The 15601-nt window shown below is 40.1% G+C and carries 13 protein-coding genes; 5 read left to right on the top strand and 8 right to left on the bottom strand.

Annotated features, from left to right (window positions below; all coding sequences use genetic code 11):
* The first annotated feature begins 180 nt into the window (after nt 1-180).
* The 3 genes from ureE to ureG all read left to right on the top strand — a co-directional run bounded on the left by ureE (nt 181) and on the right by ureG (nt 1963).
* On the top strand, nt 181-627 hold the full coding sequence (gene ureE / locus ACFG4S_RS03895) for an urease accessory protein UreE (RefSeq protein ID WP_392533558.1): 447 nt from the start codon (nt 181-183) through the stop codon (nt 625-627).
* The gene (locus tag ACFG4S_RS03890) at nt 602-1294 is read left to right on the top strand and encodes an urease accessory protein UreF (RefSeq protein ID WP_392533557.1); all 693 of its coding nucleotides are present in this window, start codon (nt 602-604) and stop codon (nt 1292-1294) included. Before ureE ends, ACFG4S_RS03890 begins: the two co-directional genes overlap by 26 nt.
* Nucleotides 1295-1360: 66 nt before the next feature.
* Entirely contained in the window at nt 1361-1963 is a 603-nt protein-coding gene (gene ureG, locus ACFG4S_RS03885) for an urease accessory protein UreG (protein ID WP_392533556.1), read from the top strand.
* A 200-nt stretch (nt 1964-2163) separates the two neighbouring features.
* Here ureG and ACFG4S_RS03880 read toward each other — a convergent pair whose 3' ends face one another.
* The 4 genes from ACFG4S_RS03880 to ACFG4S_RS03865 form a co-directional block, all read right to left on the bottom strand.
* Nucleotides 2164-3687 carry a tetratricopeptide repeat protein gene (locus tag ACFG4S_RS03880; protein ID WP_392533555.1) on the bottom strand — a complete coding sequence of 508 codons (1524 nt, stop codon included), beginning with the start codon at nt 3685-3687 and terminating at the stop codon, nt 2164-2166.
* 40 nt (nt 3688-3727) lie between these two features.
* A complete protein-coding gene (locus ACFG4S_RS03875) occupies nt 3728-4453 on the bottom strand; it encodes a hypothetical protein (RefSeq protein ID WP_392533554.1) in 726 nt (241 codons plus the stop codon).
* An 80-nt stretch (nt 4454-4533) separates the two neighbouring features.
* Nucleotides 4534-5385, bottom strand: coding sequence for a serine protease (locus ACFG4S_RS03870; RefSeq protein WP_392533553.1), 852 nt, complete (start codon nt 5383-5385; stop codon nt 4534-4536).
* A 10-nt stretch (nt 5386-5395) separates the two neighbouring features.
* Nucleotides 5396-6265 carry a serine protease gene (locus tag ACFG4S_RS03865; RefSeq protein ID WP_392533552.1) on the bottom strand — a complete coding sequence of 290 codons (870 nt, stop codon included), beginning with the start codon at nt 6263-6265 and terminating at the stop codon, nt 5396-5398.
* Nucleotides 6266-6497: 232 nt separating this feature from the next.
* Between ACFG4S_RS03865 and ACFG4S_RS03860 the strand changes: the two genes are divergently transcribed.
* Together ACFG4S_RS03860 and ACFG4S_RS03855 are read left to right on the top strand one after the other, a co-directional pair.
* Nucleotides 6498-8897 carry a tetratricopeptide repeat protein gene (locus ACFG4S_RS03860; RefSeq protein WP_392533551.1) on the top strand — a complete coding sequence of 800 codons (2400 nt, stop codon included), beginning with the start codon at nt 6498-6500 and terminating at the stop codon, nt 8895-8897.
* A 247-nt stretch (nt 8898-9144) separates the two neighbouring features.
* Entirely contained in the window at nt 9145-9375 is a 231-nt protein-coding gene (locus ACFG4S_RS03855; RefSeq protein WP_392533550.1) for a type II toxin-antitoxin system Phd/YefM family antitoxin, read from the top strand.
* 246 nt (nt 9376-9621) lie between these two features.
* Here the strand turns inward: ACFG4S_RS03855 and ACFG4S_RS03850 are convergent, their stop codons facing one another.
* The 4 genes from ACFG4S_RS03850 to ACFG4S_RS03835 all read right to left on the bottom strand — a co-directional run bounded on the left by ACFG4S_RS03850 (nt 9622) and on the right by ACFG4S_RS03835 (nt 15289).
* A complete protein-coding gene (locus ACFG4S_RS03850; RefSeq protein ID WP_392533549.1) occupies nt 9622-11184 on the bottom strand; it encodes a hydantoinase B/oxoprolinase family protein in 1563 nt (520 codons plus the stop codon).
* A gap of 120 nt (nt 11185-11304) precedes the next feature.
* Nucleotides 11305-12120 (bottom strand): TrmH family RNA methyltransferase, encoded by an 816-nt coding sequence (locus ACFG4S_RS03845; RefSeq protein WP_392533548.1) that lies wholly within the window; start codon nt 12118-12120, stop codon nt 11305-11307.
* Nucleotides 12121-12244: 124 nt separating this feature from the next.
* Nucleotides 12245-13072: a YwqG family protein gene (locus ACFG4S_RS03840; protein WP_392533547.1), complete on the bottom strand. Its 828-nt coding sequence runs from the start codon at nt 13070-13072 to the stop codon at nt 12245-12247.
* A 126-nt stretch (nt 13073-13198) separates the two neighbouring features.
* Nucleotides 13199-15289: a hydantoinase/oxoprolinase family protein gene (locus ACFG4S_RS03835; protein ID WP_392533546.1), complete on the bottom strand. Its 2091-nt coding sequence runs from the start codon at nt 15287-15289 to the stop codon at nt 13199-13201.
* Between the last annotated feature and the right edge of the window lie 312 nt (nt 15290-15601).

Here is a 15601-nt window from a genome sequence, read left to right as displayed (position 1 = left end):
TTGAGTGACAGAGCGCCTGAATCAATCATGAACATACGCCCCAAATTTGATAAGCCGCAACTTGGGTTATTAGTCTTTGAACCTGATGAATCCACCTCTGAAATTAAATTTTTAATTGGTATCACTCTTGTCTTTTGTCTCATTTCGTGAGTCGATGATTTTAAATCAGGCGATACTCTTATGTTGACATTTACCCAACTCAAACCACCTAATTATGATGCAGCAGTTACCTTAACTCTGGCACTAACAGCAGAAGAACGTACCCGCAGTCGTCATCGCTTTGAAACGGAAGATGGGAAAGTGGTATTTTTGCATTTACCTAGAGGAACTGTCTTACACGATGGCGATATTCTCCAAGAAGAAACCCAGAATAGTTTAATCAGAATTAGTGCCAAACCAGAATTAGTGATAACTGCCTTTGCCCAAACATCACTTTTATTACTAAAGGCAGCATATCATTTGGGAAATCGCCATGTACCTGTAGAAATTACCCCAACTTATTTACGCTTATCCTCAGATTCTGTTTTACAGATGATGTTGGAACAACTAGGATTAGAAGTTAAAGAAGAAATCTTACCGTTTCAGCCAGAATTGGGAGCTTATGGACAACATCACCACGCTCACTGATAGCCATTTTTTGAATATTTTACAGATGGCTAGCCCTGCTTTGCCTGTGGGAGCATATAGCTATTCTGAAGGCTTGGAAACGCTGGTGGAAAATGGTATCATTACTAACCATAAACATCTGAAACATTGGTTAGAGTCACAATTAATTTACGGGGCAATTCGATTAGAAACGGCAGTGATGGTACGAGCGGATAAATCTGCAAAAATAGGTGATATTGAGTCTCTATGCTCTTGGAATCTCTGGTTATCCGCTGCTAGGGAAACAGAAGAATTACGTACTTGTAGTTGGCAAATGGGGCGATCGCTGAGCCAATTACTTGGTAAACTAGAACCGGAGATAGTACCTATTACTAATGCTGTGGGTAATCCTTGCAATTATGCGATCGCTTTTGGTATCGCCCTTAGTCATTGGCAAATTAATATCAAAGCCGGATTATTAGCATATCTGCACAGTTGGGCAAGTAATTTGATTACAGCCGGCGTCAAACTTATCCCCCTTGGACAAACAGCAGGACAGCAGTTATTGCTAGATTTGCAACCTTTAATTAGTAATATGGCTTTAGAAATCCTGACCTTAGAAGACGATCAACTCAGCTGTTGTAGTTGGGGTTTATCCCTAGCGAGTATGCAGCATGAAACGCAGTATACCAGGTTGTTTAGGAGTTAAATGGGATGTGCGGACGCGAGGACACAAAGACGCGGAGAATAACCAATACCCAATAACAAATAACAAATGACAAAGAACGCATTTAGAGTAGGAGTTGCTGGTCCAGTCGGTTCGGGGAAGACAGCTTTGGTGGATGCTTTGTGCAAGGGATTGCGGGAGCAATATCAGCTTGCTGTGGTGACAAACGATATATATACTCAGGAGGATGCTCAATTTTTAGTCCGTTCTCAGGCCTTAGCTAGCGATCGCATTTTGGGTGTAGAGACTGGTGGTTGTCCTCATACTGCTATCCGCGAAGATGCTTCAATGAACTTGGCAGCAATTGAACAGTTAGAAGAACGTTTTACTGATTTGGATTTAGTATTTTTGGAAAGTGGCGGTGATAATTTAGCTGCTACCTTTAGTCCAGAATTGGTGGATTTAACAATTTATGTCATCGATGTTGCGGCTGGTGATAAAATTCCCCGCAAGGGTGGTCCGGGCATTACTAAATCTGATTTGTTGGTCATTAACAAAATCGATCTTGCACCTTATGTTGGTGCAGATTTAATTGTTATGGAACGAGATGCTAAAAGAATGCGCGGCAATAAACCTTTTATTTTTACTAATTTGAAAACTCAGTCTGGGCTTGCAGATGTAATTAACTTTGTTTGCACAAATATTTGTTAGAGGGCATTGCAATATGGTTCGGTTAGGGCTTTTTGATGAAAATTCTAAATTACAAAGACGCGATAAATCGCATCTCTTGGCTTAACCGAACCGTATTGCAAGTGGACTCCTATCTTTATTCAGTCTTCTTTAGAAGACTTTAGCTATGAGCCTCAGAATTAATTCTGAGGCGGTTGTTAGGACTGATGTAATTTATGAGCTTATCTTTGAAGCTTCTTAATTAACTCCAAAAGTTGTTGATAATCATCGATTTTACCTTGTTCTAAATTGAGATTAGCTGCTTTTTGTAAATCGGCGATCGCCCCTTGTTTATCTCCCAATTGATAACGGGCAATCCCCCGCCCCGTATAGGCTGGAGCAAAGTTAGGATTGAGCCGCAAAGCTTGATTAAAATCGATAATTGCTCCTTTCTTGTCACCCAACTCAAAGCGGGAAATTGCCCGACTAGCGTAAGGCGGAGCAAGGTTGGGATTAATTCGTAAAGCTGTAGAAAAATCAGCGATCGCTTTTTTCTTATCCCCCAATTGATAATAGGAAATACCCCGTCCAGCGTAAGCTTCGGCGTAGTTGGGATTAAGTTTTAATGCTTGGTTGAAATCTGCGATCGCGCTTTTGCTATCATCCAAGCTATTATGAGCAATCCCTCTATTATTGTAGGCAAACACATAGTTGGGATTAATCTCTATGGCTCGATTATAATCGGCGATCGCACTTTTCTTGTCTCCTAAGGCAGAATTAGCCAGACCCCTATTATTGTAGGAGTCGGCGTCTTTAGAATTAATTTTCAGTGATTGATTATAGTCGTCAATTGCGCCTTGGAAATCTCCTAAGTTATAACGTGCCAGACCCCGATTATTGTAAGCATCAAGATATTTAGGATTGAGGCTAATTGCTTTAGTATAATCGGCGATCGCACCTTTAAAATCTCCTTTGTCGTACTTATCGCCACCTTGAATATAAAAGTCGTCTGGTTTTGGTGCTGTTGCTGTGCTGGGAGGAGTAACGCCTAAATCTACCCCTGCTTGAGTTGACAATCTCAAAAAGGTATTGATGGGAATGCCCAAATTAAAACCTGATTTGACATAAGCAATTGTGGAATTTATTTTTGAGGTTTCTATATCTGCTTCATCTCCTCTACCATGAATTCCTATCAATTCGCCTTTGTCATTCAATACCGGGCCGCCACTCATCCCTGGTAAGGTAACATTGGTGTAGACTAAAGCATAACCATCACGCAGAGCTTTGGAAGCATTAGCAGTAATTCGCCCATCAGTGAAATTGTAAATTGTGTTGGAAATTGCTGCTGTCGCTTGCGGAAAACCAGCTACATAAGCTGTTGTCCCTTCTGCTGATTCGTCCGAGTTGCCGATTTTAGCGACAGTATAACTTTGAGTGCTGGTAAACTGCACAACAGCTAAATCGACATTTGGCAGCTTTTTCACACTGCTGTAGTCGAGTGAATAACGCTGATTATCTGCGGTGACAATTTCATATTTAGCTTGAGTTTCGATTACATGCTTCGCAGTGAGAACAGTATAATTCTTGCCCTCTTGTTGAATAATTACTCCAGTCCCGGAACCATTTTTATTGTCAATTAATACTGTGATTCCTTTAGCAATTTTACCCACCTCAGTTGAGGATAAAGCTATAGCAAATTGGGGTTGCACAAGGACGATTGATGCTCCAATAATTGCTGGGGCGATCGCGTAAGAAAATTTTATCATGCAATTTATAAAATACTCAAATATTTTTTCTTGTCTACCTCTATTTTGGTGCGGTACAAGAATTATTAAAACTATATGCTTCCTGCCAACGTTGAACATTTGCTTTGCCAATAGGAAATACTTTAGTATCACCATTAACAAAAGTTAAACGCCCACGGATTTCCTTTGCAGGTGCAGTTCTGAGCATATTAGCAGCATCAGCATTGATTGCAAAAGAAGTGTCTGTCATATACCAAGTACTAGAACGATCATAATTTGTATTGTTTTCATATACGGTATATGTGTATTGTCCAGAAAAGCCTCTTGGCTTGATATTTGGCAGTGGAGTTAGTTGGAGAATTCGATCGCCAATTCCTAATTCGATCAGTTTGGGAACGAGTTCTTCCAAATTAGCTTTACCATCAAGAGGAGCTGATTGGACGATCATTTTCACAAAGCACCCTTCAATTTTGCTACCCCATAAGGAGACTAATACAAACCTTCCAGGGCGGGGACTATCAAAAGGACTTTTAAATACACTTCCAGATTCATCTTCTCCGTGGCGCTCAATTACGACTTTTCCCAAAGGTGAATTGACAAGACTATCTTTAATATCCACAACTGCATCAAAAGGCAATTTGTGACCAGCCCAAGGCATTCCATTCACAGTATCGAGTTGATCTTCTCCGATTGAGGTTTCAGCGATCGCCCTTTTATGACTAAGATTGAGCAACACTGGAACCAGTAATAAAACCAAAAAACTGGATTTTAAAACCCTTTGAAACATATTAATTACACTCGAAGTATCAAGATTATTTTATACAACATATGTAATTACAAATTACGAATGACGAATTACAAATTATTTCAACAACGTCTGCCAGGACAACCAAACCCTGTAATTCCCCCAGAACCATTAATTGTGGGAGGTCGTCCCGTAACCGGAGCAGTAAAAGAAGGTTCTGTAAATTTCGTTGACGGAACTTGTGTTAGTGATGAATTTTGGGTTGTCACTCCTAAATTCTTGCCTATTTTGGAGCTAGTAAAGATTTTGATGGGAATTCCCAGATTAAAGCCTGATTTGATAATAATATTCGGATTTTTATCAGAGATTTCAAAGTTCTCGGTCATGTCGGCTCTACCGTGAATTCCCACTAGTTCGCCTTTATCATTCAATACTGGGCCACCACTCATTCCTGGTAAGGTGTTGTTGGTGTAGACCAAAGCATAACCGTCGCGTTGACGTGCATTAGAAGTAATCTTCCCATCAAGGAAACTGTAACTTGAGTTGGAAATTGCCGCTGTGGTTTGTGGGAACCCCGCTACATAAACTACTGCGCCTTCTGTTGCTTCATCTGAGTTACCGATTTTAGCCACAGCATAACTTTGACTGCTGGTAAACTGCACAATGGCTAAATCCACATCTGGCAACTTTTTGACGGTGCTATAGTTAAGTGGATAATGCTGACCATCTGGGGTGAGGATTTCATATTGAGCTTGAGTTTCGATGACATGCCTAGCTGTGAGGACAGTATAAGTCTTGCCCTCTTTTTTCAAAATTACCCCAGTCCCAGAACCAGTTTTATTCTGAATCTGCACAGTAATTGCTTTGGCCAGCTTCGCTACTTCTACTGTAGATAGCGCCAGAGTAATTTGTGGCTGTACAAATGCGATCGCTACCCCGATAATTGTTGTTGCTAATCTACCATTGAGCCTCATTATCTGACCTCTAATCAGCCTTATTTAACACGGAAAAATGTGGAGTTTTTGTAGATTTTTGTGTCAGATGGAGTATCTTTTCCATTGACACAGCCCAACTCAGCCGAATAATCATTTTATGTAATTCTTCATCTGTCTTGGAGCCGTCCTGAAAAACAGAAGGAGCATCCCACAGAGGATAAGCGTGCATCCCATTTACACCCACGACCTCACCGTGACGATTCAATAGTGGCCCTCCACTCATACCCTTTTCGAGATTATTTGTGTACCCTAGCTGATAGCCCCCTTCTAAAGGTTTGGGTAGTACCAATAAAATCTTACCTGTAGTCAAGGTAAAACCTTTGGCTTGAGAGCTTTCTTCTGTAGCAGGAAACCCCCCAGCAAACACCTCATCTCCCACGACTGGAGAAGCACCAATAGAAGCCACAGCATAGATTTTAGTTTTACTGTGGAATTGTAATAAAGCTAAATCATTGTTCCCAAAGTTTAATTTTTTAGGTAAATTTGCTGTATAGATTGTACCATCTGGTGTTTGAATGCGATAGGGGCGATCGCCAGCTTGTAATACGTGAGCATTAGTTAAAACTCTATAATTAGAACCTCGCTTTTCCAGCAGAATTCCTGAGCCTAAGAAATCTGTTGATAAAACTTTCACAGTGATAGACTTTGCTTGATGATAAAGTTGCCCCGATGGAGATGTGTTGCAACCAAAGCTTTTGCATGGAGCAGAAACACTGACAACTGGTGTTGATGCTGAGAATAAAGTACTAATCCCAAGAACCAGTGTGAATTTACGCCAATCCATATGAGTTTCACCATAAGTAATGATGGTGCTGGAGTGCTGAGTAAAAATACCATTCCCCAGCGATGCAGTGAGCAAGTCCTTGGCGCAGCCTCTCGCAGAGAAGTGTCCCCAGTCATTCTTTCATCCAAAGTAAGGCTTTTGAAACTTGTTTTATCGGGACTGCCTCCTACCTCCTTCATTTGAGCCAAGGTTGGAAAAGTCGGGAAAAAAGTCGGATTTACAGAATCTTATCCGAAAACTTGACAAGTACAACTGTAGAGTGATTTATAGTTGTGAATAAAGTCTGAGCTACCCTAGTCGTTACACAATGGACGCCCAAGCAGCATTAGCATGGTTAGACACCATAATTCCTGCTCAGACCGGGGAACGGTTGAGCGATTTGCAAAAAGTTATTCTTGGGCAAGTTTGGTTGGGTAGGAAATACTTGGAGATTGCTCATTCTTACGGTTGTACGGAAGGACACGCTAAGGATGCTGGTTCTCAGTTATGGAAGTTACTCTCTTTGGTACTGCGCCAGAAGATTACCAAAAGTAATTGTCGCGCTACTTTGGAAAGGGTTCTGAGAAAAACTAATGCGATATCCAGTTTGATTGATTACTCCAGAACGCCACACGCCGCCCCAAAATTAGAGGATACCAATTTTATTGGACGAACAGAAGCGATCGCTCACCTGAATACTTTGGTAAATCAGGGGTCGAAAGTTATTGTCATTCAAGGTGAAGGCGGTTTAGGCAAAACTACTCTAGCGCAGCAATATCTCCACCAGGAGTTTGAGTTGGTTTTGGAACTGTTGATGGCGAAGGAAACGCAAAACATCACTCCCGCCGAACGAGTAGTAGAGGAATGGCTCAAACAAGATTTTCATGAAGAACCTGGGGTAGAATTTGGCGTAACTTTGGCACGACTCAAGCGCCAACTGCAAAATCGGCGGATTGGGGTGTTAATTGACAATCTGGAACCTGCTTTAGACCGAGAAGGTAGATTAATTTCTTCTCACCGCAACTATGTGGAACTATTACGAGTTTTGGCTGATGCTAGGGTGCAATCTGTGACTCTAATTACTAGCCGCGATCGCCTTTGTGAACCTGGGCTAAATGTCAATCACTATCGGCTTCCTGGTTTGGATCGAGGTGCATGGCAACAATTTTTTAGCAATCGTGGGTTAGCCATCAACTCGCCAACTTTGCAAATCATGCATCGCACCTATGGCGGTAATGCTAAAGCGATGGGAATTCTCTGTGGTTCGATTCAAGAGGATTTTGATGGTGATATGGCTGTTTATTGGCAGGAAAATCATGCCGATCCTTTAGCTGCAACCGACTTAAAAAATTTAGCTGTTAGTCAAATTAATCGCTTGCAAGCTCTTGACCCCCAAGCATATCGTCTGCTTTGCCGTTTGGGATGTTATCGTTATCAAGATATACCTATCTCATCTCAAGGTTTGTTTTGTTTACTTTGGGATGTTCCACCTGACCAACATCGGCAAATTATTACTTCCTTAAGAAATCGGTCTTTGATAGAGTGCGATAAAGGGAAATATTGGCTACATCCGGTAATTCGTGCAGAAGCGATCGCTCGTTTGCGTCCCAGCGATGAATGGGAAGTTGCCAACCACAAAGCCGCAGAATTTTGGACAGCTAGCGTTCAACAAATTGAAACTTTTAAAGATGCACTGCAAGCGTTAGAAGCATATTATCACTACATAGAAATTCAGGAATTTGAGTTAGCAGGTAAGGTCATTCTTCAAAGCCGAAATAATCAATGGCAGCAATTTTTACCTCTTGGAAGTACGCTGTATCGAATGGGTTTTATTCAACCTGTACTTACGGCAATTAATCAAGTTGTTAACAATCTGGAAAATCACCAAAATCTCAGCGAACTTTACAATATATTGGGCGATTTTTACTGGATAACAGGTAAAATTAGTCAAGCGATCGCCTGTCAAGAAAAGACTATTACTCTAGCAACCCAAGCACTCAAATCACTTGTACTTCAGCCAGAACATAAGCATACAGTTTACTATCTGAGGATGCTAGAAGTAGATTCTTTATTAAGTATTGGTCTTTATCAAATAGATTTGTGGGAATTAGAGGCTGCTGTAAAGTTATTTCAACAAGTAATTTACCTAGCTCAAAATACCGAGCATCATCGTTGGTCGGAAAAAGCTTCAGTGTGTTTAGCTTTGGTATATTCTTATTTAGGTTTGGGTGATGCTTCCTCTGCATTAGCAGATGTAGTTTATCAAAATATAACAAACCAAAATCTGTTGGAACAAACAGGGAGGTTTGCTTATTTTATCCAACTTTTAGGGCAAACCTACGTTAATTTAGGAAAGTTTTACCAAGCTAATCAAATGTTGCATCAAGCTTTGACCTTTGCAGAAGAAAGTCACTACATGCAGGTAAAAGCCAAAACACTTAATGCTTTAGCAGAAATCCATCGACAACAAGCAGATTTTGAATTAGCTCTTACTAATCATAGAGAAGCAATCGAACTTTTAGAAAAAATTGGTGCAAAATGCGATCTAGCTGAAGCTTATTTTCAATTGGGTTTAACTTATCAAAAGATGCTAAGACCTGATGAAAGCGAAATAAATTTTTATCAAGCGATTCAGCTATTTACTGAAATCAAAGCTCCGAAGCAAGTTCAAAGAATTCAGGAGTCAGAAGTAAGAATGATTGGAAAATCAAGGTCTTCTGACTTCTGAATTCTTTGTAAAAAAGCTGCGAAGTTTACTAATTTGCAAATTACGGCGGAAATTGAAAAATGATACAAGGTCTTTTTTCTCTCACGCAGAGGCGCAGAGAGAAATTGAGAGTGGGATTTAAAAAAATATGAAATTCAAAAATAAAATATTCTCAACTCTTACTCTCTGTGACTCTGCGTCTCTGCGTGACTAAATCCATATCGACATCGGGCATAGAATAGAGATATAGCATTTCCAGGTGGCGATCGTGCAAATTTCTTTAACAGATGCATCAGCAGAGTTAGTTGATTTGGTAGAGGTAGCGTTGCAAGGTGAAGAAATTGTTATTTACAAGAATAATCACCCGGTTGTGAAGCTAACTCTGTTGGAACCAGTACAGAAGCGCCGTCCGGCTAAGGCTGGCAGTGCCAAAGGACAGGTTTGGATGTCTGAGGATTTTGACGAACCCCTTGAAGATTTCAAGGAATACATGGAATGAAATTTTTGGCGTTGCTGAATCAGAGTATGAATTGACATTTTTCAATATAACTAAACAACGATTCTTTGCGCCTTTGCGCGGCAGTCGCTCATGGGGTAAACCCCCAGACGCTCGCGGACTCGCTAACGCTGCGCTATCGCCCTTGGCGTCTCCCCTTGGGAGAAGACCGCGCTGCCTTGCCTTTGCGTGAGACTAATTCATATTTGAAATCAGCAACCCCAAATTTTTGCTCGATACGCACTGACACTAATTAATACCAAATCCACCTCCCCCAGGAGTTTCTATCACAAAAACATCCCCAACATTCATCTCCACCGTTCCAGTGCTATCTAAACTTTCTTCATTTCCATCGTGACGTTGTATCCAATTGCGTCCAACTTTTCCTACTTCCCCACCATTTAATCCAAAGGGAGGAACCAGGCGATGGCCAGAGAGAATGTTAGCTGTCATCGGTTTTAAAAACCGGATGCGGCGCACAACTCCATTTCCGCCAGAATGTTTGCCTTTACCACCACTATCAGGACGAAGACTAAAGCTTTCTAAAAGTACAGGATAACGAGTTTCTAAAACTTCTGGATCGGTCAAACGGGAGTTAGTCATGTGTGAATGAACACCGTCAGTTCCATCAAAATCAATTCCCGCTCCCGAACCGCCGCAAATAGTTTCATAATATTGATATTGCTCATTTCCAAAAGTAAAATTATTCATCGTTCCTTGAGAAGCAGCCATCACACCCAAAGCGCCATATAAAGCATCAACAATGGTTTGAGAAGTTTCTACATTACCCGCTACTACTGCCGCTGGATAAATTGGGTTCAGCATACAGCCCACCGGAATAATAATTTCTAGAGGATTGAGACACCCAGCATTGAGAGGAATATTATCATCAACTAAAGTCCGAAAGACATATAAAACCGCCGCGTAAGTCACAGCTTTGGGAGCATTAAAATTACTATTTAATTGTCCAGAAGTTCCAGTAAAATCAATCGTAGCACTGCGATTTTCTGGGTGAATCGTCACTTTAACTTGAATTTTCGCTCCATTATCCATTTCATAAATAAATGAACCATCCTTGAGAACGGCGATCGCCTTTCTCACTGACTCCTCAGCATTGGCTTGTACAAATGTCATATAAGCTTGAACAGTCTCAAGTCCGTATTGTAAAACCATTTTACGGAGTTCAAGAACTCCCCTTTCATTGGCGGCAATTTGTGCCTTTAAATCAGCTATATTTTGGTCAGGTTTACGAGCAGGATAAGTATGATTTACAAGGCGCTGTCTTACTGCTGTTTCTCGAAAATCTCCCTCTTCAACTAAGAGAAAATTATCAAAAATAATTCCTTCTTCTTCAACTGTCGTACTGTGAGGAGGCATAGAACCAGGAGTAATTCCACCGATATCAGCCTGGTGTCCGCGAGAAGCAACGAAAAAGATGGGTATGGGGTGTGAATTATTTTCACTACTTTCTAAAAAAACAGGGGTAATTGCAGTTATATCAGGTAGATGTGTTCCGCCATTATAGGGGTTATTAGATAAATAGACATTTCCTGGTTTTAGAGTGTCAACTTTATCGTTAATTAAACTGCGAACACTTTCACTCATTGACCCTAAATGTACAGGAATGTGGGGAGCATTTGCTACTAATAATCCAGAAGAGTCAAAGATAGCGCAGGAAAAATCTAGCCTTTCTTTAATATTCACAGATGTTGCCGTATTTTGGAGAACAATTCCCATTTGTTCGGCGATAAATTGATAGAGGTTTTTAAAGATTTCTAAACGAACAGGATCGGGTTGAGATGTTGTGTACATTTTTAATTCCTATTTGTTTTAATTGAATGAATTACTCAACATTTGCTGATGTAAGTAAGTTGGGTTAAACAAAGTGCAACCCAACACTTGATTGATGTTGGGTGTCACTTCACACATTAATTATGTTCTTGACCGATAAACCTCATACATTAAGAGGCTACCAGCCACAGCAAGATTGAGGGAGTCAACCGCACCTACCATCGGAATCCGCACAAGATGCTGGCATAAGTCTCGCTGTTCTGGGGTTAGACCTTGGCGCTCCTCGCCCAGGAAAAGAAGAGTGGAATTGGGATAATTAAACTGATGAAATTCAGACATCCCATCTGGTGAAGCACCGATGACAGGACAGCGGTGGTTCTGTACCCAATGACGAAGCGCAGAGAAGCTTGTGCGTACAAATTTCTGGTTAAAGAGCGAACCCATAGATGCCCGAATAACATCGGGAGCAAAGGGATCTACGCTATCTTTGATAAAAATAAACCCAGCACCGCCAACGGCTTCTGATGTGCGAATCAAGGTTCCGAGGTTTCCTGGCGAACGAACAGTTTCAAGAGCCACCCAGCACAAATCAGGTTGTGGCGAAATATCACCCAGTTTGAACCAACGCTGACGAACAATTGCACCAACTCCAGAAGCGCGTTCACTTTGGGAAACATGTCGAAACTGTTCGGGTGTAAGGCTGATGCAAGGAACACCAGAACGCCGAGATTGCCGAACTAACTTCCGTGCTAGAGGTGCTGTGAGTAGTTTCTCACTAAACGCGATCGCCGAAATATCAAAACCGTTGTCAATTACTCTTACAAAGTTACGCACACCCTCAATGTAAAACAATCCAGAGGCGTCACGATGTGCGCGGTCAAATTGGAGCCTTTTAATTTCGGTTAGCGTAGCCTCAACGTCTAACCGTTCCTGGCTGGAACTATTAACACCAGCCATCCTCCTTGAGCAGAGCTACTTGGCTCTCTACATAAAAAACTTGAATTAGCATGAAATATTGCGGAAACTATACCGCAGACATCAACTTCACTGCGATCTATATTAGCATGGACTGTTTATATTTTTAAGATTCCCAGTCATAGACAATATCGCTAAAGTCTAATTTTTTAAGGTCGTCTTTTAAAATGTGAAAATTACATACACCGTCTATCCAGTTAATACTTAACACATCATTAGATTCGCTAGCCATTTGAAACAAAAGAATTTCTGGGTCTTGCTCAATTGCCTCTCGCAAAAATTCTGTCGTTTTTTCTTCTAGATGAACACTATAAATCAATTCTGTTCTCACAAAATCTGGATAACCACCTATCTTACTACGGCAAGAATATGATAGCTTTATATACTCGTCAAATATTCCTTCATTAGTATCTAATAGGTCAAAATAATCATCCCCAACAATTTCATTGATGCCACTGTAACTTATTGGTGCATATTTTCGAGTAAAATTTAAACTACAACAGCCATCAATAATATTTGTTTCTATTTTAGGCAAAAAATCAAAGTTTGTGATTATATTTTCTACATTCAAGTCTGGTTCTTGAAAATATAAAACTCTAAATTCAGATTGGTCTGTTTGATTGTCATAGTTCAAACCATACGGGAATTCATAACTGATATAAAACTGCACAATACCCTGATTTGGGAAACTTTCCAATAGAGGTACTTCGGCAAAATTAATCTGTGCAATAAAACATAAATAGTCACCTTCGGAACTTTTTGGATAATCAAAACCTTTTGGTAAATAAGGCAAACCACCAAATTTACTTTGCCACCAATCTACCCGGTCATTATTTTCAATTGTGATTTCAATAAAAGGCCGTATCGTCGCTTCAATTCTGTCCCGATAAGGTTCTAGTTCTGGAGGAATGGGAATGTACGGTTTATAATTCATATACTACTCATCAATATCAATATTTGACCAACTTTTGCTATGAGGATGTATACAAAAATTTTGAAATGGTAATTTATCGCAGTACACCATCATTCCTATTTAAGATTGACTTGCCGCCCTTATTCTTTATCTTCTAGATAAAATTAAATGATTGCGCTCAGTTAATCTTGCTTCCCAGTTAGGTTCAACTACAATCGTGCTAATTTTTTCGACAATAATTGCAGTTCCAGTAATTCTATCTTCGGGTTGTAAATCTTCGCGCCGATAAACAGGTGTATTATGCCATTTATCAGCAGTAAACATCCTGACTATATCAATAGGTTTGGGAACTTCATCTAAAGAACGAGTACGATTAATTAATGGTTCTTCGGGAGTATCCATTTTTTGAATTACTTCGACTGAAGCAGATTCAATAATTAAGGTTTTCTCTAATTGAATGAAACCATAGCGTGATTTATGTTCAGTCTCAAATTCTTGCCGCATCACTGCTACCTCTTCGGCAAAATTAACGATCAATGTAGAATTAGTACCTTCGTATTTTAAGTTTACTTTTTGGATTACTTCTACTTGACTATGTGTTTCATTTATTTCACTTCTAGCTTGGGTTTCTAAATATTCCATTAAGTTCTGTAATTGAGGAATTAATATCTGAGTTAAAGGTTGTTCAACTCCTCCTTCTCTAATCGCCCGGACATCAGCTAATCCCATTCCATAAGCAGATAGAACGCCAGCATAAGGATGTAAAAATATTTTTTTCATCCCCAAAGTATCAGCAATTAAACAAGCAACTTGACCACCTGCACCGCCAAAACAACACAGTACATATTGTGTAACATCATAACCGCGTTGCAGGCTGATTTTTTTAATTGCATTTGCCATATTTTCCACTGCGATCGCCATAAATCCAGCAGCTACTTGTTCGGGTGTACAATGATTACCTGTAGCCGTTGCAATCTCTTGTCCTAATTGTGTAAATTTATGAATGACAATATCTTTATCTAAAGGTAAATTGCCATTAATTCCAAAGACTGAAGGAAAATATTGTGGGTGAATTTTACCTAACATCACATTGGCATCAGTAACTGCTAATGAACCGCCACGACGATAACAAGCAGGTCCGGGATTTGAACCAGCAGATTCAGGACCGACACGATAACTAGAACCATCAAAAAAAAGAATTGAACCACCGCCAGCCGCAATGGTATTAATTGCTAATACAGGAACTCGCATCCGCGCCCCAGCAATTTCTGAATCTAATTGTCGTTCATACTCTCCTTTAAAGTGGGCGACATCTGTACTTGTTCCTCCCATATCAAAGGTAATAACTAACTCGAAACCTGCTCTTTTACTAGTTTGAACTGCGCCAACAATTCCTCCAGCCGGTCCACTCAAAATACTATCTTTTCCTTGAAATTGTTCGGCTGCAACTAAACCGCCATCAGATTTCATAAACATTAATTTGGCTTTGGGTAACTGACTCGCTACTTGATTGACATAACGACGCAGAATCGGAGTTAAATAAGCATCAACTACTGTTGTATCTCCTCGGCTGACTAATTTCATTAATGGACTAACTTGATGAGATACAGAGATTTGGGTGAAGCCGATTTCTTGAGCAATATGGGCTATTTGTTGTTCGTGTTTTGGATAGCGATCGCTATGCATAAAAACAATCGCACAACTTCGAATTCCTGTGTTGTAAACTGCTTCTAAATCACGTTTAACTTTGGCAATATTTATAGGAATTAACTCATTACCTTTGGCATCATAACGTTCATCTACTTCAATCACTTGCTCATATAGCATAGTTGGTAAAATGATATGACGAGCAAAGATGTTAGGACGATTTTGGTAACCAATTCGCAGCGCATCTTTAAACCCTTTGGTAATTAGAAGCACGAGGCGATCGCCTTTTCTTTCCAACAGTGCATTTGTTGCTACTGTTGTCCCAATTTTTATCACTTCTATTGCTTCACTAGGAATAGGTTCATTGTGAGAAATACCCATAATATCCCGAATGCCTTGAATGGCTGCATCTTGATATTGTTCGGGATTTTCTGAAAGTAATTTATAAACTATAATCCATTGGTGATTAGGCAAAGGAACAATTAAAAAACGCTCAGGATGTCTTGAGAGTCCATCTATAATTCCTTGATTATTAGTAACAGCAACAATATCTGTGAATGTACCACCCCTGTCAGCAAAAACTTTGAACATCGCTTTGTTTCCTGAATAGTCTATAAGTAGATTAACAATACGATGTGGTGTGTTTCTACTTCGGATGTAGAAGATTTTCAAGACAACTGTCGAAGAGTAACTTTAAAAGGAGTTAAGAAAATTATCAATTATTTATACTCCTATACGTTATAACTCAATACAGTTCAGTTAAGCATTTTTTCTTTGCTTGCTTAGCGGTATTCTGCATAGTTGAAGTAAGTCGGCGATAAAAAACCAAACTATGTAATGAAAAGTCAAATCTCTGTATTTGGCTTGTAGTTGCGCTTTAGCGCTAAAGCGCAACTACGAGCC

The organism is Nostoc sp. C117 (assembly GCF_043099735.1).
GTDB lineage: Bacteria > Cyanobacteriota > Cyanobacteriia > Cyanobacteriales > Nostocaceae > Nostoc.
This window is presented reverse-complemented; position numbering and strand designations above follow the sequence as displayed.